Genomic DNA, 25406 nt, shown 5'->3' with positions numbered 1-25406 from the left:
CACAATAATGACCATTTTTAATAATTATGAAGTGTGGTTTGTCATTGGCAGCCAACATCTGTACGGGCCGGAAGCGCTGCAACAGGTGACGAAACATGCTGAGCACGTGGTCAACGCGCTCAATGCAGAGGCTAAACTGCCGTGCAAACTGGTGCTCAAACCGCTCGGCACGACCCCGGATGAGATCACGAACATCTGCCGCGACGCGAACTACGACGATAAATGCGCCGGCATGGTGGTGTGGCTGCACACCTTCTCACCGGCCAAAATGTGGATCAACGGTCTGGCCATCCTCAATAAACCACTGATGCAGTTCCATACCCAGTTCAACGCGTCCCTGCCGTGGGACAGCATTGATATGGACTTTATGAACCTGAACCAGACCGCGCACGGCGGCCGCGAGTTCGGCTTTATCGGCGCACGTATGCGCCAGCAGCATGCGGTCGTCACCGGCCACTGGCAGGATCAGCATGCGCAAAAACGTATCGGCTCCTGGATGCGCCAGGCGGTGTCCCGACAAGATACTCGCCACCTGAAAGTGGTGCGCTTCGGCGACAACATGCGTGAAGTGGCGGTCACCGACGGCGATAAAGTTGCCGCACAAATTAAATTTGGTTTCTCGGTGAATACCTGGGCCGTGGGCGACCTGGTGCAGGTGGTGAATGAAATCAGCGATGGCGACGTAAGCGCGCTGGTCGACGAATACGAAAGCAGCTACCGTCTGACCCCTGCGGCACAAATTCACGGTGACAAACGCCAGAACGTGCTGGATGCAGCACGTATCGAACTGGGCATGAAACGCTTCCTGGAACAGGGTGGCTTCCATGCTTTTACCACCACCTTTGAAGACCTCCACGGTCTGAAACAACTGCCCGGCCTGGCGGTACAACGTCTGATGCAGCAGGGCTACGGCTTTGCCGGCGAAGGCGACTGGAAAACTGCCGCTCTGCTTCGCATTATGAAAGTGATGTCAACCGGTCTGCAGGGCGGCACCTCCTTTATGGAGGACTACACCTACCACTTCGAAAACGGCAACGACCTGGTACTGGGCTCGCATATGCTGGAAGTGTGTCCTTCCATTGCCGTTGAAGAGAAACCGATCCTCGACGTGCAGTACCTTGGCATTGGCGGAAAAGCCGACCCGGCACGTCTGATCTTCAACACCCGTACCGGCCCTGCCATCAACGCCAGTCTGATTGACCTGGGCGACCGTTTCCGCCTGCTGGTGAACTGTGTGGATGCGGTTGAAACCCCGCATTCTCTGCCAAAACTGCCGGTCGCCAACGCCCTGTGGAAAGCGCAGCCTGACCTGCCAACCGCCTCGGAAGCCTGGATCCTGGCCGGTGGCGCGCACCACACCGTCTTCAGCCACGCGCTGGATCTGAACGACATGCGTCAGTTCGCCGAACTGCACGACATCGAACTGACCGTCATTGATAACGATACCCGCCTGCCCGCGTTCAAAGACGCGCTGCGCTGGAACGAAGTCTATTACGGTTCAAAACGTTAACAGGGGAACCTTTGGCCTGCCGCAGGGCGGGCCTCTTTTCCTGGAGGATTGCATGTTAGAAGATCTCAAACGTCAGGTACTGGAAGCCAACCTGGCGCTGCCCAAACACAATCTGGTGACGCTGACCTGGGGCAACGTCAGCGCCGTTGACCGCGAGCACGGCGTCTTCGTGATAAAGCCGTCAGGGGTGGATTACACGGTAATGACCGCAGAAGATATGGTTGTCGTCAGCATCGCCACGGGCGAAGTGGTGGAAGGAAAGAAAAAACCCTCCTCCGACACGCCAACGCATCGCCTGCTCTACCAGGCCTTCCCGACCATTGGCGGTATTGTGCATACCCATTCGCGTCATGCGACCATCTGGGCGCAGGCCGGCCAGTCCATTCCAGCGACCGGAACCACGCACGCAGACTACTTTTACGGCACCATTCCCTGCACCCGTTTGATGACTGATGAAGAGATCAACGGCGAGTATGAGTGGGAAACCGGCAACGTTATCGTCGAAACGTTTGAAAAACAGGGTATCGACGCTGCGCAAATGCCCGGCGTGCTGGTGCACTCCCATGGACCTTTTGCCTGGGGCAAAAACGCCGAAGATGCGGTACATAACGCGATTGTGCTGGAAGAGGTCGCGTATATGGGCATCTTCTGCCGCCAGCTGGCACCGCAGCTTCCGGATATGCAGCCAACCCTGCTGGATAAACACTACCTGCGTAAACATGGCGCAAAAGCCTATTACGGGCAGTAAACTGTATATATACCCAGCATAAAATATTCAACCAGGCTATAATCAAGCCTGGTTTTGTTTTATGGGATAGCGGCGTGGCGCAGGCGCAAGAAGGTTTTTTACTTACCCGACACTGGCGGGATACTCCTCAGGGCACCGAGGTGGCATTCTGGCTGGCGACGGACAACGGCCCGCTGCACGTGACCCTGCCGCCGCAGGAGTCCGTGGCTTTTATCCCGAACGATCATGTTGAGAAAGTAAAGCAACTGCTGCGCGGTGAAAATGGCTGGCGCCTGACGCCGCTTGAACTGAAAGATTTCCACCGTCAGCCCGTACATGGCCTCTACTGCCGCGCCCATCGCCAGCTGATGCGTTATGAAAAACTGCTGCGCGACGCTGGCGTGACGCTGTACGAAGCCGATATCCGCCCGCCAGAACGTTTTCTGATGGAGCGGTTTATTACCGCCCCCGTCTGGGTCGACGGCACCGCGCAAAACGGCAGCCTTATTAACGCCCGTCTCAAACCCAACCCTACCTACCGGCCGCCGTTGAAATGGGTCTCGCTGGATATCGAAACCACTCGCCACGGTGAGCTGTACTGTATCGGCCTTGAAGGCTGCGGGGATCGGGTTGTTTATATGCTTGGCCCCCCGAATGGCAACGCGTCCGCGCTGGATTTCCGGCTGGAGTATGTCAACAGCCGGCCACAGCTTCTGGAAAAGCTAAACCAGTGGTTTGCCGATCGCGATCCCGATGTGTTGATCGGCTGGAACGTGGTGCAGTTCGATCTGCGCGTGCTGCAAAAACATGCTGAACGTTACCGCATCCCCCTGATGCTGGGGCGCGGAAACAGCGAGCTGGAATGGCGCGAGCACGGTTTTAAAAACGGTGTGTTTTTCGCGCAGGCCAATGGCCGCCTGATTATCGATGGCATTGAGGCGCTCAAATCTGCCTTCTGGAATTTTTCCTCTTTCTCTCTGGAAGCAGTGGCGCAGGAGCTGCTCGGCGAAGGGAAATCCATCGACAATCCGTGGGACAGGATGGATGAAATCGACCGGCGTTTTAACGAAGACAAACCGGCGCTCGCCACCTACAACCTGAAAGATTGTGAACTGGTGACGCAGATTTTCCATAAAACGGAGATCATGCCCTTCCTGCTCGAGCGCGCGACGGTGAACGGCCTCGCCGCTGACCGGCACGGTGGCTCCGTGGCCGCCTTTAGCCACCTCTATTTCCCGCGTATGCACCGGGCGGGCTATGTCGCCCCTAACCTCGGTGACGTGCCGCCACAGGCAAGCCCAGGCGGTTACGTGATGGATTCCCGGCCCGGGTTGTATGACTCCGTGCTGGTGCTGGACTACAAAAGCCTCTATCCGTCCATTATTCGCACCTTCCTGATCGATCCCGTCGGGCTGGTGGAAGGGATGGCGCAGCCTGACGATTTGCACAGCACAGAAGGTTTTCTTGGGGCCCGCTTCTCACGGGAAAAGCACTGTCTGCCGGAAATTGTGGGAAACATCTGGCACGGTCGCGACGAGGCTAAGCGTCATGGCAACAAGCCCCTTTCTCAGGCGCTGAAAATTATCATGAACGCGTTTTACGGGGTTCTGGGGACCAGCGCCTGCCGCTTCTTCGACCCACGACTGGCGTCATCTATCACCATGCGCGGGCACGACATCATGCGCCAGACCAAAGCGTTGATTGAATCCCAGGGTTATGACGTTATTTATGGCGATACGGATTCCACCTTTGTCTGGCTTAAGGGCGCGCATTCAGAAGAGGATGCTGCGCGAATCGGCAAATCGCTGGTGACTTTTGTGAACGCCTGGTGGCAGGAAAGTTTGCAAAAAGAGCGGTTAAGCAGCGCGTTAGAACTGGAGTTTGAAACCCATTTCAGCCGCTTTTTAATGCCCACCATTCGCGGTACCGACCAGGGCAGTAAGAAGCGCTACGCCGGTCTTATTCAGGAAGGTGATAAGCAGCGAATGGTCTTTAAAGGGCTGGAAACCGTGCGCACCGACTGGACGCCGCTGGCACAGCAGTTTCAGCAAACGCTTTATCTGCGTATCTTTCGCAACGAGCCTTATCAGGACTACGTGCGTGAAACAATTGCCAGCCTGATGGCCGGTGAACTCGACGCCCAGCTGGTGTACCGCAAGCGCCTGCGCCGCCCACTGGCGGAATACCAGCGCAACGTTCCGCCGCACGTCCGCGCCGCGCGTCTGGCGGATGAGGAGAACGTGCGCCGGGGGCGTGCCCCGCAGTATCAGAACCGGGGAACCATCAAATACCTCTGGACCACCAACGGCCCGGAACCCGTGGATTACCAGCACTCGCCTCTGGATTACGAGCACTATCTTACGCGTCAGCTTCAGCCGGTCGCGGACGGAATTTTGCCCTTCATCGACGACGACTTTGCTACACTAGTGACAGGGCAACTTGGCCTATTTTGACACGTGACGAAATGGCTGCCATCCAGTACCATAGCGCCCTTTCCATTCCCGGACCCATTTTTCAATGACTGTCTTTTTTGACGGTGGTTGAACTATTGCCTGCAATTTACGATTAGAGCCGAACAAATATGCCTTTTACACTTGGTCAACGCTGGATCAGCGATACAGAAAGCGAACTTGGATTAGGAACCGTGGTTGCCGTGGATGCACGAATGGTTACCCTCCTTTTCCCTGCTACCGGTGAAAACCGCCTGTACGCCCGCAATGATTCCCCTGTGACCCGCGTGATGTTCAACCCGGGTGACACCGTGACCAGCCACGACGGCTGGCAGCTAAAGGTCGAAGACGTAAAAGAAGAGAATGGACTGCTCGCCTACATCGGGACTCGCCTGGACACCGACGAGACCAATGTCATTCTGCGTGAGGTACTGCTCGACAGCAAACTGGTATTCAGTAAGCCGCAGGATCGCCTGTTTGCCGGGCAAATCGACCGTATGGATCGCTTCTCCCTGCGCTATCGCGCACGCAAGTTCCAGAGTGAACAGTACCGTATGCCGTGGAGCGGCCTGCGCGGTCAGCGTACCAGCCTTATTCCCCACCAGCTGAACATCGCCCATGACGTGGGCCGCCGTCACGCACCTCGCGTTCTGCTGGCAGATGAAGTGGGCCTGGGGAAAACCATTGAAGCGGGCATGATCCTGCATCAACAGCTGCTTTCCGGCGCAGCCGAACGCGTACTGATTGTGGTACCCGAAACCCTGCAGCACCAATGGCTGGTTGAGATGCTGCGCCGCTTCAACCTGCGTTTCGCTCTGTTTGATGACGAGCGCTATGCAGAAGCCCAGCACGATGCGGACAACCCGTTTGAAACGGAACAGCTGGTGATCTGCTCTCTGGATTTCGTACGCCGCAGCAAGCAGCGTCTTGAGCATCTGTGCGACGCCGAATGGGACGTGATGGTGGTCGATGAAGCGCACCATCTGGTCTGGAGCGAAGACGCACCAAGCCGGGAATACATGGCTATCGAACAGCTTGCCGAGCGCGTGCCAGGCGTCCTGCTGCTGACCGCAACGCCGGAGCAATTAGGTCTGGAGAGCCACTTCGCCCGTTTGCGCCTGCTCGATCCAAACCGCTTCCATGACTTTGAGCAGTTCGTTGAAGAGCAAAATAACTACCGTCCGGTCGCCGATGCCGTTGCCCTGCTGCTGGCGGGTAAACATCTCTCGAATGACGAGCTCAACACCCTGAGCGATCTGATTGGCGAGCAGGATATTGAGCCTCTGCTGCAGGCGGCCAACAGCGACAGTGACAACGCGGATTCCGCGCGTAAAGAACTGATCGATATGCTGATGGATCGCCACGGCACCAGCCGCGTCCTGTTCCGTAACACCCGTAACGGGGTGAAAGGTTTCCCGAAACGCGAACTGCATACCATCAAATTGCCACTGCCGACGCAGTACCAGACGGCCATTAAAGTTTCCGGCATTATGGGCGCGCGCAAAACTGCAGAAGAGCGTGCACGCGACATGCTCTACCCGGAACAGATTTACCAGGAATTTGAAGGCGATACTGGCACCTGGTGGAACTTCGACCCGCGTGTTGAGTGGCTGATGGGCTATTTGACCGCGCACCGTTCTCAGAAAGTGCTGGTGATCTGCGCCAAAGCAGCCACCGCACTGCAGCTGGAGCAGGTCCTGCGCGAACGCGAAGGTATTCGCGCCGCCGTGTTCCACGAAGGGATGTCCATCGTCGAGCGTGACCGTGCCGCGGCATGGTTTGCAGAAGAGGACAGCGGTGCCCAGGTTCTGCTGTGCTCTGAAATCGGGTCTGAAGGCCGTAACTTCCAGTTTGCCAGCAACCTGGTGATGTTCGATTTGCCGTTCAACCCGGATCTGCTGGAACAGCGTATCGGTCGTCTGGATCGTATTGGCCAGGCGCATGATATTCAGATCCACGTTCCTTACCTGGAAAAAACCGCCCAGTCCGTTCTGGTGCGTTGGTTCCACGAAGGTCTGGATGCGTTTGAGCATACCTGTCCGACCGGCCGCCCGATTTACGATCAGGTGCACGCCGATCTGATCGGCTATCTGGCCGCGCCAGAGAACACCGACGGGTTTGATGAACTGATCAAAGCCTGCCGTGATAAGCATGAAGCGCTGAAATCTCAGCTGGAACAGGGTCGTGACCGCCTGCTGGAGATCCACTCCAACGGCGGTGAAAAAGCCCAGGCGCTCGCTGAAAGCATTGAAGAGCAGGATGATGACACCAGCCTGATCAGCTTCTCCATGAACCTGTTCGACATCGTTGGCATAAACCAGGACGATCGTGGCGAGAATTTGATTGTCCTGACCCCGTCCGACCATATGCTGGTCCCGGATTTCCCTGGCCTGCCGGAAGATGGATGCACCATCACCTTTGAACGTGATGTGGCGCTGTCGCGCGAAGATGCGCAGTTCATCACCTGGGAGCACCCGCTGATCCGCAACGGTCTGGATTTGATCCTCTCAGGCGATACCGGCAGCAGCACCATCTCGTTGTTGAAAAACAAAGCGCTGCCAGTGGGTACCCTGTTGCTGGAACTGATTTACGTTGTCGAAGCGCAGGCGCCGAAACAGCTGCAGCTCAACCGCTTCCTGCCGTCAACGCCTGTGCGTCTGCTGCTGGACAAAAACGGCACGAACCTCGCCGCTCAGGTTGAATTCGAGAGCTTTAACCGCCAGCTGAGCGCGGTGAACCGCCATACCGGCAGTAAGCTTGTCAACGCGGTACAGCAGGATGTGCACGCTATTCTGCAACTGGGTGAAACGCAGATCGAAAAAGCGGCCCGGGCGCTGATTGATGCCGCACGTCAAGAAGCCGACGACAAACTGTCCGCGGAACTCTCCCGTCTGGAAGCGTTGAAAGCGGTAAACCCAAACATCCGCGATGACGAGCTGGCAGCGATCGAGAGCAACCGTCAGCAGGTGCTGGAAAGCCTTAATCAGGCAGGCTGGCGTCTGGATGCCTTGCGTCTTATCGTTGTGACGCATCAGTAAACGGAGCGCAAGATGGTGATGGAGCCTTACAATCCACCTCAGGATCCCTGGCTGGTGGTGCTTTATCAGGATGAGCACATTATGGTGGTCAACAAGCCCAGCGGCTTGTTGTCCGTGCCAGGGCGTCTGGATGAGCACAAAGACAGTGTGATGACGCGTATTCAGCGTGATTATCCTCAGGCGGAGTCCGTCCATCGTCTGGACATGGCCACCAGCGGTGTGATTGTAGTGGCGCTGAATAAAGCGGCGGAACGCGAGCTGAAACGCCAGTTCCGCGATCGCGAGCCGAAAAAGCAGTATGTCGCACGTGTCTGGGGGCATCCTCAGCCGGCGGAAGGGCTGGTGGATTTACCGCTGATCTGCGACTGGCCGAACCGACCAAAACAAAAGGTCTGTTACGAAACCGGCAAAGCAGCGCAAACTGAGTATGAAGTGCTGGAGTACGCGCCAGATAACACTGCGCGCGTACTGCTTAAACCGATTACCGGGCGCTCGCACCAGCTGCGTGTCCATATGCTTGCGCTAGGGCACCCGATACTGGGGGACAGATTTTACGCGCCGCCCGATGCACTGGCGCTGGCGCCACGCCTGCAGCTGCATGCGCAGACGCTCACCATCACCCATCCGGTTTTTGGCAATGCAATGACGTTTAAAGCCCCAGTCGACTTCTGAAAAAAAGGCCCGACAGTGTCGGGCCTTTTTTTATTTGAAACTTTTCTTCTCTTTAATCAACTCGTACGCTTTCTGAATTTCCTGCGCTTTTTGCTTCGCCATCTCCATCATCTCCGGCGGTAAACCTTTCGCGACCAGTTTGTCCGGGTGGTGCTCACTCATCAGCTTACGATAGGCACGCTTGATGGTGGTTACATCGTCCGATGGCTTCACCCCCAGCACGTTACAGGCATCCTCCAGCGTCGGACCCCGCTGCGCCTGCTGCCAGGCACCGCCAGAGGACTGCTGGTGATAGCCGCCGCCAAACTGCGCACCGCCCTGCATCATGCGCAGGAACTGGTCGAACTGCTTACGGGAGATGCCCAGTTCTTCCGCAATAACATATAAAACATCGCGTTCATTAGGATGAAGTGAACCATCGGCAAACGCCGCCTGGATTTGGATCTCCAGAAACATCCGAATTAAATCAAAACGGCCGAAGCAGATGCTGCGGAACTGACGCATTTTATCACGCAGCGGATAGTTATCCGCTTTGCCGATGCGAAACGCATTTTGTGCCGCGAGACGGGAGTCACCATGCAGATTCATGCGGTCCATAAAGACGCTGGCTATCTGAATATCGGCTTCCGTCACACGCCCTTTTGATTTGGTTAAGTGCCCCATCACCTCAAACGTGGTGGAGAAAAAGAGGGACTGGCGCTCACGCTGATTGGCAAACCAGGCCATTTTGCGGCTGCGAGCCTTATCAAACATATGGCCGATAATAAGCCCCAGTACGATCCCCCAGAACCCGGCACCCATGATGATGGCGAACGCAACGCCGATTATTTTACCCCAATACTGCATATACTCCCCGGTTAGTCATGTTCCTGGCCGACGCAACGTCATCATCACAGTGTTCAAGCCACGGTCAATTGAAGGACATCGCCTATAATTTGCTTTATCATACTCGTCATTCGATAGCGAGCCTAACACTCTGGCGCGCAAACGGGCAGGATTAACGCTGGTACTGCGCTGATGAGTAAGATAGTCTCTGAGCGTTTGTAAGCCGTAGCCACTGATGACGGAACAATAAAATACAACGTATGAAAAAACGTATCCCCACCCTCCTGGCCACAATGATTGGCACCGCCCTGTACAGCCAACAGGGACTGGCGGCCGATCTCGCCTCGCAGTGTATGCTTGGCGTCCCAAGTTATAATCGTCCACTGGTAAAGGGCGATACGAATAGCTTGCCGGTAACCATTACTGCCGATAGCTCTAAAGGCACATATCCTGACAATGCGACATTTACTGGCAATGTGGATATTAACCAGGGCAACAGCCGTCTGCAGGCAGATGAAGTGCAATTACACCAGAAGCAGCCGGAAGGTGCGGCCGAGCCGGTACGAACGGTGGATGCGTTGGGTAATGTGCACTATGACGACAATCAGGTCATCCTGAAAGGTCCGAAAGCCTGGTCAAACCTGAATACCAAAGACACTAACGTCTGGGAAGGTGATTACCAGATGGTAGGTCGCCAGGGGCGCGGTGATGCAGACCTGATGAAACAGCGCGGTGAAAACCGCTATACGATTCTCGAAAACGGCTCTTTCACGTCCTGTCTGCCCGGGTCTAATACCTGGAGCGTGGTCGGAAGTGAAGTCATCCATGACCGTGAAGAGCAGGTTGCCGAGATCTGGAACGCCCGCTTCAAGCTCGGTCCGGTGCCTGTTTTCTACAGCCCTTATCTGCAGCTTCCTGTGGGTGACAAACGCCGCTCAGGTTTCCTGATCCCGAATGCCAAATACAGCACCACGAACTACTTTGAGTTCTATCTGCCGTATTACTGGAACATCGCGCCCAACATGGACGCCACGATCACGCCGCACTATATCCATAAGCGCGGCAACGTTATGTGGGAAAACGAGTTCCGCTACCTGACGCAGGCGGGCGCTGGCCTGATGGAACTGGATTATCTGCCGTCGGATAAAGTCTTCCAGGATGAACATCCAACAGAAGGTGATAAACACCGCTGGTTGTTCTACTGGCAACATGCCGGGGTAATGGACCAGGTCTGGCGGTTTAACGTTAACTACACCAAGGTTAGTGACCCATACTATTTTAACGATTTCTCGTCAAAATACGGTTCGAGTACCGATGGCTATGCCACGCAGATCTTCAGTGTGGGCTATGCGCTACAAAACTTTGATGCAACGGTCTCGACCAAGCAGTTCCAGGTTTTCTCTAACCAAACGGCAAGTACGTACGGTGCAGAACCGCAGCTGGACGTTAACTGGTATCAGAATGATGTAGGTCCATTCGACACCCGAATTTATGGTCAGGCGGTCCACTTCGTTAACACTAATTCGAATATGCCAGAAGCGACACGTGTCCATCTGGAGCCAACCATCAATTTGCCATGGTCTAACGACTGGGCAAGTTTGAATACTGAAGCCAAGCTGATGGCGACACACTATCAGCAAAAAAATATTGATGATTATAATTCCAGTAACAATAAGCATCTTGAGGAATCAGTAAATCGTACGCTTCCACAGTTCAAAATGGACGGCAAACTGATCTTCGAACGCGATATGGGTCTTCTGGCGGAGGGTTATACCCAGACGCTTGAGCCACGTATGCAGTATCTGTACGTGCCGTATCGCGATCAAAGCAACATTCAGAACTATGACTCCTCATTCCTGCAGTCTGACTACAGCGGCCTGTTCCGCGACCGTACCTACGGTGGCCTCGACCGTATTGCGTCAGCAAACCAGTTAACGACCGGCGTCACAACACGCGTTTATGATGATGCCGCCGTTGAACGTTTTAACGTTTCTGTTGGTCAAATCTACTATTTCACCGAGTCCCGGACCGGTGATGACAACATTAACTGGGAGAAAGACAACAAAACGGGTTCTCTGGTGTGGGCGGGTGATACCTACTGGCGTATGACCGATCGCTGGGGTTTACGCGGGGGTGTGCAGTACGATACGCGTCTCAACAATGTTGCAACAAGCAGTGCGGCGATTGAATACCGTCGTGATGAAGACCGTATGCTGCAGTTGACCTATCGTTACGCCAGCCCTGAATATATTCAGGCCACGTTGCCAGACTATGCAACCGCGGAACAGTACAAAGACGGCATCTCGCAGGTGGGTGGCGCAGCGAGCTGGCCAATCGCCGATCGCTGGTCAATCGTCGGTGCTTACTACTTTGACACCAACACCAGTAAACCTGCTGACCAGATGGTTGGTCTGCAATATAACTCCTGCTGCTACGCGCTGCGTGTCGGTTACGAACGTAAGCTTAACGGCTGGAATACTGAGAATAATCAGAGCAAATACGATAACGTGATTGGCTTTAATGTCGAACTGCGCGGCCTGAGCTCCAACTACGGCCTGGGCACGCAGCAGATGCTGCGCTCGAACATTCTGCCGTACCGCAGTTCCTTGTAATGTGCTTAATTTGCAACGTAATCCGCTTTGCGGTTAATTGAAATGGAAAAAGTATGAAGAACTGGAAAACGCTGCTGCTCGGTGTCGCTATGGTTGCGAATACCAGCTTCGCGGCCCCCCAGGTTGTTGATAAGGTCGCCGCTGTGGTTAACAACGGCGTCGTGCTCGAAAGCGACGTTGACGGTTTGATGAAATCTGTGAAGCTCAATTCGGGTGAAGCAGGTCAGCAACTTCCGGATGACGCAACCCTGCGCCATCAGATCCTGGAACGTCTGATCATGGATCAGATTGTCCTGCAAATGGGTCAGAAAATGGGTGTGAAGGTCACTGACGAGCAGCTCGATCAGGCCATTGCTAACATCGCGAAGCAAAACAACATGAGCCTGGACCAGATGCGCAGCCGTCTGGCCTATGATGGCATCAGCTATGCAACGTACCGTAATCAGATCCGTAAAGAGATGCTGATTTCGGAAGTGCGTAACAATGAAGTCCGTCGCCGCGTCACGATCCTGCCTCAGGAAGTGGACGCGCTGGCAAAACAGGTGGGTAACCAGAACGACGCCAGCACCGAACTAAACCTGAGCCACATTCTGATCCCGCTGCCAGAGAACCCAACCTCCGACCAGGCTGCGGAAGCTGAAAGCCAGGCGCGTTCGATTGTCGAGCAGGCACGTAACGGCGGTGACTTTGGCAAACTGGCCATCACCTACTCCGCTGACCAACAGGCGCTGAAAGGCGGCCAGATGGGCTGGGGACGTATCCAGGAGCTACCTTCCATCTTTGCCCAGGCGCTGAGCACGGCGAAGAAAGGTGACATCGTGGGTCCCATCCGTTCAGGCGTGGGCTTCCACATCCTGAAAGTGAACGATCTGCGCGGTCAGAGTCAGAACATTTCGGTTACCGAAGTTCACGCTCGCCATATTCTCCTCAAGCCGTCACCTATCATGACTGACGATCAGGCGCGCGTGAAACTGCAACAGATTGCTGCAGACATCAAGAGCGGAAAAACCTCGTTTGCGAATGCCGCGAAAGAGTTCTCTCAGGATCCCGGCTCTGCTAATCAGGGCGGCGATCTGGGCTGGGCGGCCGCAGATATCTACGATCCTGCGTTCCGTGACGCACTGATGAAGCTGAACAAAGGCCAGATGAGCGCCCCGGTGCACTCCTCCTTCGGCTGGCATCTGATCGAACTGTTGGATACCCGCAATGTTGATAAAACGGACGCGGCGCAGAAAGACAGAGCCTACCGCATGCTGTTTAACCGTAAGTTCTCTGAAGAAGCAGCAACCTGGATGCAGGAACAACGCGCCAGCGCTTATGTGAAAGTACTGAGTAACTAATGAAACAGCATCGTGTTGTGATCACTCCCGGCGAACCTGCCGGGATTGGGCCTGACCTCGTTGTCCAGCTCGCCCAGCGCAGCTGGCCGGTGGAACTGGTTGTCTGCGCTGATGCAACACTGTTACAAGACCGGGCAACGCTGCTCGGTCTGCCTTTAACGCTCATCCCCTACGTTGAAGGCCAGCAGCCTGCACCACAGCAAGCCGGCACGCTTACGCTTCTTCCTGTTCCACTTCGTACTCCCGTCATCCCGGGTCAGCTCAGTACCGAAAACGGCCACTATGTTGTAGAGACGCTGGCGCGTGCCTGCGACGGTTGCCTGAAGGGTGAATTTGCCGCCCTGATCACCGGTCCCGTGCACAAAGGCGTTATCAACGAGGCGGGGATACCGTTTACCGGGCACACGGAGTTCTTTGAAGAGCGCTCGCACAGCCCGAAAGTGGTCATGATGCTGGCGACAGAAGCAATGCGCGTTGCCCTCGTGACGACCCATCTGCCCATCAGGGCCATTCCGGATGCCATTACTCCGTCTCTTTTACGGGAGATCATCGGGATCCTGCATCACGACCTGCAAACCAAATTCGGCATCAAACAGCCGCATGTGCTGGTCTGCGGCCTGAACCCGCACGCCGGTGAAGGCGGACATATGGGTACCGAAGAGATCGACACCATTATTCCGGTGCTTGAAGAAATGCGGGCAAAAGGGATGAACTTAAGCGGGCCGTTGCCTGCCGATACCCTTTTCCAGCCAAAATACCTGGATAATGCGGACGCCGTGCTCGCGATGTACCACGATCAAGGCCTGCCCGTGCTAAAATACCAGGGCTTTGGCCGCGGGGTGAATATCACCCTCGGTTTACCTTTTATTCGAACGTCCGTTGACCACGGTACTGCGCTGGATCTGGCAGGCCAGGGGAAAGCGGATGTCGGCAGTTTTATTACGGCGCTTAATCTCGCCATCAAAATGATTGTTAATACTCAATGACTAATCGAGTCCATCAGGGCCACTTAGCCCGAAAACGCTTCGGGCAAAACTTCCTCAACGATCAGTTCGTGATCGACAGTATCGTGTCTGCCATTAATCCGCAGAAAGGTCAGGCTATGGTCGAAATCGGCCCGGGTCTTGCCGCTCTGACTGAACCCGTAGGCGAACGCCTGGACGAACTGACCGTTATCGAACTCGACCGCGATCTCGCCGCACGCCTGCAAACTCACCCGTTCCTGGGGCCAAAGCTGACGATTTATCAGCAGGATGCCATGACCATGAACTTTGGTGAGCTGTCGGAAAAAATGGGCCAACCGCTGCGCGTGTTCGGTAACCTGCCGTACAACATTTCCACACCGCTAATGTTCCACCTGTTTAGCTATACTGATGCCATTGCCGACATGCACTTCATGTTGCAAAAAGAGGTGGTTAACCGTCTGGTTGCAGGGCCGAACAGTAAAGCGTATGGTCGTTTGAGTGTGATGGCGCAATATTTCTGCAACGTGATCCCGGTGCTCGAAGTACCGCCAACCGCCTTTACGCCGCCACCAAAAGTGGACTCTGCGGTAGTGCGTCTTGTACCGCATAAAATAATGCCGTACCCGGTGAAAGACCTGCGCGTGCTGAGCCGCATTACTACGGAAGCGTTTAACCAGCGCCGTAAAACGATCCGTAACAGCCTGGGCAATCTGTTTACCGTTGAAGTGCTGACTGAGTTGGGTATTGACCCGGCAATGCGTGCAGAAAATATTTCCGTAGAACAGTACTGCAAGCTGGCTAATTACATCAGCGAAAATGCGCCGCCGAAGGAGAGTTAAGCCATGATTGATTCGCCCCGCGTATGTGTCCATGTACAAAGCGTTTATGTTGAATCCCAGTCTTCACCGGATGAAGAACGTTTTGTCTTCGCTTACACCGTGACCATTCGCAATCTGGGGCGGATGCCTGTGCAACTGCTTGGGCGCTACTGGCTTATCACCAACGGCAACGGCCGCGAAATCGAAGTTCAGGGTGAAGGTGTGGTTGGTGAACAGCCCCACATCGACCCTGGCGAAGAGTATCAATATACCAGCGGTGCCGTGATCGAAACGCCGCTGGGTACCATGCAGGGCCATTACGAAATGGTCGACGTCGATGGCAATGTGTTCCGCGTTGCTATTCCTGTGTTCCGTCTCGCCGTTACAACACTCATTCATTAATCTAATGTCTACATATCTGATTGGCGACGTTCACGGTTGCTACGATGAACTGATCGCATTGTTAAAACAGGTCGACTTTACGCCTGGACAAGATACGCTCTGGCTGACGGGCGATTTAGTGGCGCGTGGCCCTGGCTCGCTGGACGTTCTACGCTTCGTCAAATCACTGGGCGACAGCGTGCGCATGGTACTGGGCAACCACGATCTGCATTTGCTGGCCGTCTTTGCCGGGATCAGTCGCAACAAACCCAAAGATCGTCTCTCGCCTTTGCTGGATGCCCCGGACGCGGATGTTCTCATCAACTGGCTACGCCGCCAGCCGCTGCTGCAGATCGATGAAGAGAAAAAACTGGTCATGGCGCATGCCGGGATCACCCCTCAGTGGGATCTTGAGACGGCGAAAACCTGTGCGCGTGACGTTGAAGCGGTGCTGGCAAGCGACTCGTATCCTTTCTTCCTCGACGCGATGTACGGCGATATGCCGAATCACTGGAGCGAAGATCTTAGCGGTCTGGCCCGCCTGCGCTTTATTACGAACGCTTTCACCCGCATGCGTTTTTGCTTCCCGAACGGGCAGCTGGATATGTATTGCAAAGAGACACCGGAAAGCGCCCCTGCGCCTCTTAAACCGTGGTTTGCCATTCCCGGTCCGGTGACCAACGCCTATAACGTGGTGTTTGGCCACTGGGCGTCGCTTGAAGGAAAAGGCACACCGGAGGGGATCTACGGTCTCGATACCGGCTGCTGCTGGGGTGGAGAGTTAACCTGCTTGCGCTGGGAAGATAAAACGTATTTTGTTCAGCCATCCAACCGACAGCTGGACTTAGGGGAAGACGAGGCCGTTGCTTCCTGATGAGGATGTCCCTCCCCCAGACGGGAGAGGGACATTCACTTAGCGACGTTCCAGAATTTCGAAGCAGTAGCTGTGGGAGTTCTGCGCATCCGCGTCGTGGAATTCACTGAAGACAGATTCCCACTCATCAGGATCGTAGTCCGGGAAATGCGTATCCCCTTCCACTTCAGCATCAATGTGGGTCAGATACAGCTTCTGTGCTTTAGGCAGGAACTGTTCGTACACACGCCCACCGCCAATCACCATGATCTCCTCGGCATTACCGCATGCGGCAATGGCCTCGTCTACGGACTTCACCCATTCGACGCGATCGTCAGTGCCAGGCTGGCTACTGATAACGATATTTTTACGGCCCGGTAATGGACGACCAATCGACTCCCAGGTCAGGCGGCCCATCACTACCGGCTTGTTTAACGTAGTACGTTTAAACCATGCGAGATCGGCAGGCAGGTTCCACGGCATGGCATTTTCCATACCGATAACACGGTCCACCGCCAGCGCTGCAATCAGACTGATCATTGAAAATTTCCCGGATGCAAAAAATTGCCGCCACTATACGGAAAGCTTAATCTTTCGTCGACTGGCGGCTGAGTAAAGATAGAGAAATTTTTTAATATTGCTGGCAACTCCACTTCACGCGGAAGGTTTACTCTCCGGTTCGTCCGCCGGATCGCCGGTATGCTTGCCCTCTTCCGTGCCCTGCCAGCCGTGACGCTGGATAAGCGATAGGTGATTGCGGTCCTCGTTAATGATTTCCGTTAGCATCGCGCTGGTGCGTTTAAACACCGCTGCACGCTCGGTGGCTGTGCTGCCCGCCATCGCCACCATCTCTTCCACCATCTCGGTGTTAAAGCGGCGGAACAGGTCCGCACGTTCACGGGCTTCATAGGCCCCTAGCCCCAGATTTTCCAGCGCCATCCGGCCAGACTTGAGCGCACCTTCGAACGTTTCACGCTCTGGCGCCTCCACACCTGCCTGACGCAGCCGGATGTAGTGATCCACATCGCGGGCGCGAGAGATAATGGTCAGCTCAGGGAAATGTTCCTTGACCAGCTCCACCATCTGCATGCTGGTCTCCGGATCGTCGATTGCGTTAATCAACACTTCGGCTTTCGCCGCCCCGGCGGACTCCAGCAGATCGACACGCGTTGCATCCCCGTAAAACACTTTCATGTCGAATTTCCGCAGGGTCTCAACATGGTCGGGATCGTGGTCGAGGATCACCATTTTGACCCCGCTCGACAACAGCAAACGGCCCACGATCTGCCCGAAGCGACCAAACCCGGCGATGATCACCCGCGGCTGCTCCTCGTCGATCTCGTCGGCTTCGCGTTCTTGCTCGCTCCCCGTTTTTTCCAGACGCGCCAGCACCACCAGCAGAACAGGCGTTGCGGCCATCGACAGTGCGACCGCAAGCGTCAGCGCTTTCGCCCACTCAGCATCCAGTACGTTGGCCATCTGCGCCGCGCCAAAGACCACGAATGCAAACTCACTCCCCTGCCCCAGCAGTACGGCAAACCAACGACGCTGCTTGTTGGGCACCTTTAATGGACGCGCTATCAGCCACAACATGCCCATCTTAATGACCAGGAAACCGACCAGCAGGATGAGGATCCGCAGCGGATGCGTTACCAGCGTGCCAAAGTCGATAGACATCCCCACGCCGATGAAAAACAGCCCCAGCAATAATCCCTTAAACGGCTCGATATCACTTTCCAGCGCATGGCGATATTCAGAGCTGGCCAGCAGCACCCCGGCCAGGAACGCCCCCATAGCCATCGATAGGCCGGCTTCCTCGAGCAGCAAACCAAAGCCAAACACCAGGAACAGCGCAACGGCACTGAAAACTTCACGCAGGCCGGAGCGAGCGACAAAGCGCAGCAACGGACGGGTCACGTAGCGGCCAAGCAGAATAACCAGCGCCAGGGCACCAACCACTTTCAGCGCAGAAAGCGCAAAAGCTCCCATGGTCGTTGAGGCACCGCTTGCGGCCAGCAGCGGGATCATCGCCACCAGCGGGATGGCTGCAATATCCTGGAACAGCAGCACCGAAAACGCGCTGCGCCCCATCTGAGAGACCGTCAGGTTACGCTCGTTCATTGCCTGCATGGCAATGGCCGTTGAGGAGAGTGCCAGCGTCAGGCCGATGAGTGTCGCAACTTTCCAGTCCATGCCCAGCAGGATACAGAACCCACCCAGCAGCAGACCACAGGCCACCATCTGCAACGCTCCCCCACCAAATACCGAAGCACGCAGTTTCCATAACCGCCGGGGATCCAGCTCCAGGCCAATTACAAACAGCATCAGCACGACGCCGATCTCAGCGAAATGGAGAATCGCCTCGGCATCGGTCACCAGACGGAAGCCCCACGGTCCAATGACACAGCCGGCAATGAGGTAACCCAGCACCGAACCCAGCCCCAGACGTACCGCCACGGGTACAATCAGCGCAGCCGCGCCGAGGTAAATCAGCGCCTGTATCAGCGTATGGCTATCCATTGTTCGCCTCCTGCCACTCAAGTAACCGTTGTTTATAATGGCGTGCCTGCGCCTGCAACGTCTCATCATCGCAAACGAACGTACAGTGCATCGCAAAAGGAGGGAGCCAGTTCAGCCCACAATAGAGCGCCGTCGCCTGCAGCGGCTGTGACAGCACCTCAAAGCCCGGGAAAGCACCAATATCGAAGTGGCTTTCTCCCCCGCCGGTGGTCACGGCCCATATCAGGCTTTTGCCTTTAAGCGCGTGACCGTTGTGGCCATACGCCCAGCCGTGGGAAAAGACTTTATCGATCCACAGTTTGAGGAGCGGAGGGGTGCTGTACCATTGCATCGGATGCTGCCAGATAATTAAATCGGCACGAGAGAGCGCCTCCTGTTCGGCGGCGATATCGATATTAAAATCGGGATAAAGTTGATAGAGGGAACGTATCTCTACGTTATCAAGCGTCCTTACCTGCTCAAGCATCCGTTTATTTGCATGCGAATGATGCGGATACGGATGTGCGTAAATTATCAGAATCATTAATTAGCCTGTTGTTTTACTGCCTTCTTTTACCAAAAGAGTGTAGTCAGTAATTCAACAGGCTAATAGTGAATATTATTGACGGGCTAACGTCAGAAATCTGAACTAGTTATCCAGTTCGCCCATGGATTTCACCTGGTCACGGTTGATCTGTTCAGTTTGACCCGTTTCGGCGTTTTTATAGGAAACCAGACCGGTGTCATCATCGACCTGCGGCTTACCGTCAGTCACTATCGTACGGCCATCCGTGGTTTTTACTGCCTGATTAGATGAACAGCCCGCAACGGTAAACATGGCGGTGGCAGCCAGAACGGACGCGATCAGTAGTTTATTTTGCATGGTGTTTTCCCCTGCTCTCAGTTGAATTTCGTTATCGACCTAACCATTTTAGGCTAACTGACTGAATGCGGTTGGAAAACCAGAAGGTTCTGAAGGTGGGAATAATACCCGGCAGCGAATACTGCCGGGTATGTTGGCTTACTTGTTAATCTGGGCGTGCATTTCCTGAACGGAAATCACCTTCTCGGTGGCATCAGCGTTCAGTGCCATCGCGGTGGCGAAACCACCGTTCAGGGTGGTGTCGTAATGCACTTTGTACTGCAGCGCGCTGCGGCGAATCAGCTTGGAGTCTTCAATCGCCTGACGACCTGCGGTGGTGTTAATGATGTAGGTGTATTCGCCATTCTTGATGCGATCCTGAATGTGCGGACGACCTTCATGCACCTTGTTCACCAGACGCGGATTAATGCCCGCTTCACCCAGCACAATGGCCGTGCCGTGGGTGGCATCCAGCTCGAAGCCCTGTTTCAGCAGCTTAGCCGCCAGGTCAACCACGCGCTCTTTATCGCCTTCGCGAACAGAGAGCAGCGCACGGCCAGATTTTTTCATGGTGGAGTTACTGCCTAACTGCGCCTTCGCGAACGCTTCTGCGAAGGTGCGGCCCACGCCCATCACTTCCCCGGTAGAACGCATTTCTGGCCCTAACAGCGGGTCGACGCCCGGGAATTTGTTGAACGGCAGTACCACTTCTTTCACCGAGTAGTACGGTGGGATAATTTCTTTCGTCACGCCCTGCTGTGCCAGCGTCTGGCCCGCCATCACGCGCGCCGCCACTTTCGCCAGCGGAACACCGGTAGCTTTAGAGACAAACGGTACGGTACGTGCTGCACGCGGGTTCACTTCAATCAGGTAGACTTCGTTGTCTTTGACAGCGAACTGGACGTTCATCAGACCGCGAACCTGCAGTTCGAAGGCCAGCTTCTGCACCTGCTGGCGCATCACGTCCTGAATTTCCTGGCTCAGGGTGTACGCTGGCAGGGAACATGCGGAGTCACCGGAGTGAACGCCTGCCTGTTCGATGTGCTCCATGATACCGCCAATCAGCACCATTTCGCCGTCACAGATGGCATCCACATCCACTTCGACGGCATCGTCGAGGAAGCGGTCGAGCAGAACCGGTGCATCGTTGGACACGCTCACTGCCGTCTGGAAGTAACGACGCAGGTCAGCTTCGTCGTAGACGATTTCCATCGCGCGGCCGCCCAGCACGTACGAAGGACGTACCACCAGCGGGTAGCCAATCTCTTTCGCCTTCTCAACAGCCATCTCGATAGCGGTGACGGTGGCATTGGCCGGCTGTTTCAGCTTCAGACGGTCAACCGCCTGCTGGAAACGTTCACGGTCTTCTGCACGGTCGATTGCATCCGGGCTGGTACCGATTACCGGCACACCAGCGGCTTCCAGCGCGCGCGCCAGTTTCAGTGGGGTCTGGCCACCGTATTGCACGATTACGCCTTTAGGCTTCTCGATACGCACGATTTCCAGCACATCTTCCAGCGTTACCGGCTCAAAGTAGAGGCGGTCGGAGGTATCGTAGTCGGTCGACACGGTTTCCGGGTTACAGTTGACCATGATGGTCTCGTAACCGTCTTCGCGCAGTGCCAGGGAGGCGTGAACGCAGCAGTAGTCAAACTCGATGCCCTGGCCGATACGGTTAGGACCGCCGCCCAGCACCATAATCTTGTCGCGGTCGACGGACGGGTTCGCTTCACACTCATCTTCATACGTGGAGTACATGTAAGCGGTGTCGGTCGCAAACTCCGCTGCACAGGTATCCACGCGTTTGTAGACCGGGTGCAGGTCATACTGGTCACGCAGCTTGCGGATTTCCGCTTCACGTACGCCCGCCAGTTTGGCCAGACGCGCATCGGCGAAGCCTTTACGCTTCAGTACGCGCAGGAAGTCAGCGTCCAGGCCATTGATGCCCAGGTCCGCGACTCTTTCTTCCAGACGTACCAGCTCTTCAATCTGCACCAGGAACCAGCGGTCGATGTTGGTCAGGTTGAACACGCCATCAACAGAGAGGCCCGCACGGAACGCATCTGCGATGTACCAGATACGCTCTGCGCCTGCGTCTTTCAGCTCGCGGCGAATTTTGGTCAGCGCTTCAGGGTCTTCCAGGCTCACTTTCGGGTCAAAACCCGTGGCACCCACTTCCAGGCCACGCAGCGCTTTCTGCAGGGATTCCTGCTGAGTACGCCCAATCGCCATCACTTCGCCAACAGATTTCATCTGCGTGGTCAGACGGTCGTTTGCGCCGGCGAACTTCTCGAAGTTAAAGCGAGGGATCTTGGTCACAACGTAGTCGATGGACGGCTCGAAGGACGCTGGAGTGCGGCCACCGGTGATGTCGTTCATCAGCTCATCGAGGGTATATCCCACCGCCAGTTTCGCGGCCACTTTCGCAATCGGGAAGCCGGTGGCTTTCGAGGCCAGCGCGGAGGAGCGAGAAACACGCGGGTTCATTTCGATAACAATCAGGCGACCGTTTTTCGGGTTCACGGCAAACTGAACGTTAGAGCCACCCGTTTCTACGCCGATTTCACGCAGTACCGCCATCGAGGCGTTACGCATGATTTGATACTCTTTGTCGGTCAGCGTCTGGGCTGGCGCTACGGTGATGGAGTCGCCGGTGTGGATACCCATCGCATCGAAGTTTTCGATGGAGCAGACGATGATGCAGTTGTCGTTTTTATCACGCACCACTTCCATCTCGTACTCTTTCCAGCCAATCAGCGATTCATCAATCAGCAGCTCTTTGGTGGGGGAGAGATCCAGACCGCGTTCACAAATCTCTTCGAACTCTTCGCGGTTGTAGGCAATACCGCCGCCGGTGCCACCCATGGTGAAGGATGGACGGATAATGCACGGATAACCAACGTCAGCCGCCACGGCCAGCGCTTCTTCCATGGTATGTGCAATACCGGAACGCGCGGTGTCGAGGCCGATTTTCTTCATCGCCACGTCGAAGCGACGGCGGTCTTCAGCTTTATCAATGGCATCGGCTGTCGCACCAATCATGGTCACGCCGAACTCTTCCAGCACGCCCTGACGTTCCAGCTCCAGCGCACAGTTCAGCGCCGTCTGGCCGCCCATGGTAGGCAGAACCGCGTCCGGACGCTCTTTTTCGATGATTTTGCGTACCACTTCCCAGTGAATCGGCTCGATGTAGGTTGCATCAGCCATTTCCGGGTCGGTCATAATGGTGGCCGGGTTAGAGTTCACCAGAATAACGCGGTAACCCTCTTCGCGCAGGGCTTTACACGCCTGGGCACCGGAGTAGTCGAATTCGCAGGCCTGGCCGATCACAATCGGGCCAGCGCCAAGGATCAGGATGCTTTTTATGTCTGTACGTTTTGGCATGGTCTTCTCGGCTCCTGATTATTTAGCGGTCTTACGGTATTGCTCAATAAGTTCGATGAAATGATCGAACAGCGGCGCGGCATCGTGCGGGCCCGGGCTGGCTTCAGGGTGACCCTGGAAGCTGAACGCTGGCTTATCGGTACGATGAATCCCCTGCAGGGTGCCATCGAACAGAGACTTGTGGGTCACGCGCAGGTTAGCCGGCATTGACGCCTCATCCACTGCGAAGCCGTGGTTCTGTGCCGTAATCATTACCGTGTTGTTATCGATATCTTTCACCGGGTGGTTCCCACCGTGGTGACCGAACTTCATCTTCACGGTGTTGGCACCGCTCGCCAGCGCCAGCAGCTGATGACCCAGACAGATGCCGAATACCGGGATATCGGTTTCCAGGAAGGATTTGATGGCGTCGATAGCGTAATCGCACGGTGCCGGGTCGCCAGGACCGTTGGACAGGAAAATACCGTCCGGATTCATCTTCAGTACCTCTTCAGCAGAGGTTTTCGCCGGGACAACCGTCAGGCGGCAGCCGCGGTCGACCAGCATACGCAGGATGTTGCGCTTGGCACCAAAATCGTACGCCACCACGTGGAATGGCAGGTCGCTCTCTTTTTTCGCTTCCGGCAGGTCTCCCGCCAGCGTCCAGCTTCCCTGCGTCCAGCTATAGGCTTCTGCTGTGGTCACTTCTTTCGCCAGGTCCATGCCGTTCAGACCCGGGAAAGCTTTCGCTTTTTCCAGCGCCAGGGCTGCATCGAGGTTATCCCCTGCGATGATACAACCGTTTTGTGCACCCTTCTCGCGCAGCAGACGCGTCAGCTTACGGGTATCGATATCAGCAATCGCCACGATGTTATGGCGCTTCAGGTAGGAAGAGAGGTCCTCGGTATTGCGGTAGTTGCTGGCAATCAGCGGCAGGTCGCGAATGACCAGGCCTTGCGCATGTACCTGAGAGGATTCTTCGTCAGCAGCATTGGTGCCGACATTGCCGATATGAGGATAAGTAAGAGTAACGATTTGGCGAGAATAGGAAGGATCAGTGAGGATTTCTTGATAACCGGTCATTGAAGTATTGAAAACGACTTCCCCAACCGCCGAACCCGTTGCCCCTATGGCCCGACCGATAAACTGGGTTCCGTCTTCCAGAACCAATAGCGCTGACTTAATCAAAACACCCTCCAGAGAATATTCACTCACTTTATTTGCATATTAATTCATAACCGCGTCATGAATCAATGCAAATGTGTTGCCAGCGGATTTTTGGCAAACGGCGGCATTCTGGGGATTTGGTGGCTAAAAGTCAACTTAAAACGGAGATTTGTCATATTCTTTTGCGAGCCTGAGAGAGCCAGGAGAGCTTAAGCGGCAAAAAGATCAGGTAAATCACTGCGGGAAACGCTTGCGCGGCAAGTTTAATGGGAAAGACTGCTTCGTGGCATCAAAAAGTGGACCAGACGGTCAAAATTTACATTCAGATAACACAAAACACGTGGAAGAGATGAACTTTAGTGTGCAAATTAATAAAATTACTATGAAACACATAAAATAAAAGGGCAATAAAATATTGCCCTATGCAATCAAAGCATTACGACTGCAATAACCACATCACGATGGGTAATAACGGTTACAAATTGTTGAGATCGAGCACATCTCGCATATCAAAAAGACCATTTCCCTTGCCTTTTAACCACAAGGCGGAGCGTACAGCGCCATTTGCAAACGTCATCCGGCTGGATGCCTTATGTGTAATCTCGACGCGTTCCCCAATATCGGCGAACATCGCCGTATGTTCGCCGACGATATCGCCCGCGCGGACGGTAGCAAAACCAATCGTGCCGGGAACACGTTCACCGGTGTGCCCTTCACGGGTGTAGACCGCGCAGTCTTTCAAATCTTTATCCAGTGCATGAGCAATCGCTTCCCCCATCGCCAGCGCCGTACCGGATGGCGCGTCGACTTTATAACGATGGTGCGCTTCAACAATCTCAATGTCGGTATAACTGCCCATGACCTTCGCTGCCTTCTCCAGCAGCTTCAGCATGACGTTCACCCCCACGCTAAAGTTTGCGGCGAAGACAATCGCAATCTCGTGTGAGGCATCCTGAATGGCCTGCTTCCCGGCATCATCAAAACCGGTGGTGCCGATCACCATTCCTTTACCGTGCTGACGGCAAAATGCCAGATGCGTGAGCGTGCCTTCCGGACGGGTAAAATCGATGAACACATCAAAGTCATCTTTTACCGCCTCCAGGCTGCTCTGCACGGTAACGCCTGTCTTACCCGCGCCCGCCAGCTCACCCGCGTCAGCGCCAAGCAACGATGAGCCGTCACGCTCCAGCGCCGCGCCCAGTGCCACGCCATCCATCTGTAGTGCCGCCTGAATCAGCTGGCGACCCATACGTCCACCCGCGCCCGCAATGGCGACACGGATCTGTGCATCATGCATAGTTATTCTCTTACGTTAAAATGATGT

The 25406-nt window shown here is 55.2% G+C and carries 19 protein-coding genes; 11 read left to right on the top strand and 8 right to left on the bottom strand.

What is annotated here, in order from left to right; translation table 11 throughout:
• Positions 1 to 7: 7 nt before the first annotated feature.
• The 5 genes from araA (at position 8) to rluA (ending at position 8397) form a co-directional block, all read left to right on the top strand.
• On the top strand, positions 8 to 1510 hold the full coding sequence (gene araA / locus AM379_RS11485; RefSeq protein ID WP_014168604.1) for an L-arabinose isomerase: 1503 nt from the start codon (positions 8 to 10) through the stop codon (positions 1508 to 1510).
• 52 nt (positions 1511 to 1562) lie between these two features.
• Positions 1563 to 2258, top strand: coding sequence for an L-ribulose-5-phosphate 4-epimerase (gene araD, locus AM379_RS11480; RefSeq protein ID WP_032679615.1), 696 nt, complete (start codon positions 1563 to 1565; stop codon positions 2256 to 2258).
• Positions 2259 to 2332: 74 nt separating this feature from the next.
• Positions 2333 to 4690, top strand: coding sequence for a DNA polymerase II (gene polB / locus AM379_RS11475; RefSeq protein WP_106503725.1), 2358 nt, complete (start codon positions 2333 to 2335; stop codon positions 4688 to 4690).
• A gap of 128 nt (positions 4691 to 4818) precedes the next feature.
• Positions 4819 to 7725 carry an RNA polymerase-associated protein RapA gene (rapA, locus tag AM379_RS11470; RefSeq protein ID WP_025205441.1) on the top strand — a complete coding sequence of 969 codons (2907 nt, stop codon included), beginning with the start codon at positions 4819 to 4821 and terminating at the stop codon, positions 7723 to 7725.
• A 12-nt stretch (positions 7726 to 7737) separates the two neighbouring features.
• Positions 7738 to 8397 (top strand): bifunctional tRNA pseudouridine(32) synthase/23S rRNA pseudouridine(746) synthase RluA, encoded by a 660-nt coding sequence (gene rluA, locus AM379_RS11465; RefSeq protein WP_014168600.1) that lies wholly within the window; start codon positions 7738 to 7740, stop codon positions 8395 to 8397.
• Positions 8398 to 8427: 30 nt separating this feature from the next.
• On the opposite strand, the gene djlA is transcribed toward rluA, so the two are convergent.
• Positions 8428 to 9243, bottom strand: coding sequence for a co-chaperone DjlA (djlA, locus tag AM379_RS11460; RefSeq protein WP_106503724.1), 816 nt, complete (start codon positions 9241 to 9243; stop codon positions 8428 to 8430).
• A gap of 239 nt (positions 9244 to 9482) precedes the next feature.
• Here djlA and lptD point away from each other — a divergent pair, with 239 nt between their 5' ends.
• Genes lptD through apaH form a run of 6 tightly spaced genes read left to right on the top strand, consistent with a single transcriptional unit; the run spans position 9483 to position 16212 of the window.
• Positions 9483 to 11834, top strand: coding sequence for an LPS assembly protein LptD (gene lptD, locus AM379_RS11455; RefSeq protein WP_032679612.1), 2352 nt, complete (start codon positions 9483 to 9485; stop codon positions 11832 to 11834).
• A gap of 53 nt (positions 11835 to 11887) precedes the next feature.
• Positions 11888 to 13174 carry a peptidylprolyl isomerase SurA gene (gene surA, locus AM379_RS11450; protein ID WP_014168597.1) on the top strand — a complete coding sequence of 429 codons (1287 nt, stop codon included), beginning with the start codon at positions 11888 to 11890 and terminating at the stop codon, positions 13172 to 13174.
• Entirely contained in the window at positions 13174 to 14160 is a 987-nt protein-coding gene (gene pdxA / locus AM379_RS11445) for a 4-hydroxythreonine-4-phosphate dehydrogenase PdxA (protein WP_020882559.1), read from the top strand. Before surA ends, pdxA begins: the two co-directional genes overlap by 1 nt.
• On the top strand, positions 14157 to 14978 hold the full coding sequence (rsmA, locus tag AM379_RS11440) for a 16S rRNA (adenine(1518)-N(6)/adenine(1519)-N(6))-dimethyltransferase RsmA (RefSeq protein ID WP_014168595.1): 822 nt from the start codon (positions 14157 to 14159) through the stop codon (positions 14976 to 14978). The genes pdxA and rsmA overlap by 4 nt, the downstream gene beginning before the upstream one ends.
• 3 nt (positions 14979 to 14981) lie before the next feature.
• On the top strand, positions 14982 to 15359 hold the full coding sequence (gene apaG / locus AM379_RS11435; RefSeq protein WP_014168594.1) for a Co2+/Mg2+ efflux protein ApaG: 378 nt from the start codon (positions 14982 to 14984) through the stop codon (positions 15357 to 15359).
• Positions 15360 to 15363: 4 nt separating this feature from the next.
• Positions 15364 to 16212, top strand: a complete 849-nt coding sequence (gene apaH / locus AM379_RS11430; RefSeq protein ID WP_014168593.1) for a bis(5'-nucleosyl)-tetraphosphatase (symmetrical) ApaH — start codon at positions 15364 to 15366, stop codon at positions 16210 to 16212.
• 39 nt (positions 16213 to 16251) lie between these two features.
• Here the strand turns inward: apaH and folA are convergent, their stop codons facing one another.
• From folA to dapB, 7 genes are all read right to left on the bottom strand, one after another.
• Positions 16252 to 16731 carry a type 3 dihydrofolate reductase gene (gene folA, locus AM379_RS11425; RefSeq protein WP_008502023.1) on the bottom strand — a complete coding sequence of 160 codons (480 nt, stop codon included), beginning with the start codon at positions 16729 to 16731 and terminating at the stop codon, positions 16252 to 16254.
• A 114-nt stretch (positions 16732 to 16845) separates the two neighbouring features.
• The gene (gene kefC / locus AM379_RS11415) at positions 16846 to 18711 is read right to left on the bottom strand and encodes a glutathione-regulated potassium-efflux system protein KefC (RefSeq protein WP_040018605.1); all 1866 of its coding nucleotides are present in this window, start codon (positions 18709 to 18711) and stop codon (positions 16846 to 16848) included.
• The gene (gene kefF, locus AM379_RS11410; protein ID WP_106503723.1) at positions 18704 to 19234 is read right to left on the bottom strand and encodes a glutathione-regulated potassium-efflux system oxidoreductase KefF; all 531 of its coding nucleotides are present in this window, start codon (positions 19232 to 19234) and stop codon (positions 18704 to 18706) included. Before kefF ends, kefC begins: the two co-directional genes overlap by 8 nt.
• A gap of 105 nt (positions 19235 to 19339) precedes the next feature.
• Positions 19340 to 19573, bottom strand: coding sequence for a YgdI/YgdR family lipoprotein (locus AM379_RS11405; protein WP_010427047.1), 234 nt, complete (start codon positions 19571 to 19573; stop codon positions 19340 to 19342).
• 138 nt (positions 19574 to 19711) lie between these two features.
• On the bottom strand, positions 19712 to 22936 hold the full coding sequence (carB, locus tag AM379_RS11400; RefSeq protein ID WP_014168589.1) for a carbamoyl-phosphate synthase large subunit: 3225 nt from the start codon (positions 22934 to 22936) through the stop codon (positions 19712 to 19714).
• A gap of 18 nt (positions 22937 to 22954) precedes the next feature.
• Positions 22955 to 24103, bottom strand: coding sequence for a glutamine-hydrolyzing carbamoyl-phosphate synthase small subunit (carA, locus tag AM379_RS11395; protein ID WP_020882556.1), 1149 nt, complete (start codon positions 24101 to 24103; stop codon positions 22955 to 22957).
• A gap of 454 nt (positions 24104 to 24557) precedes the next feature.
• Entirely contained in the window at positions 24558 to 25379 is an 822-nt protein-coding gene (gene dapB, locus AM379_RS11390; protein WP_047955034.1) for a 4-hydroxy-tetrahydrodipicolinate reductase, read from the bottom strand.
• Between the last annotated feature and the right edge of the window lie 27 nt (positions 25380 to 25406).

Origin of the sequence: Enterobacter cloacae complex sp. FDA-CDC-AR_0132 (assembly GCF_003010695.1) — a bacterium.
In the GTDB taxonomy this organism is placed as follows: domain Bacteria; phylum Pseudomonadota; class Gammaproteobacteria; order Enterobacterales; family Enterobacteriaceae; genus Enterobacter; species Enterobacter ludwigii.
This window is presented reverse-complemented; position numbering and strand designations above follow the sequence as displayed.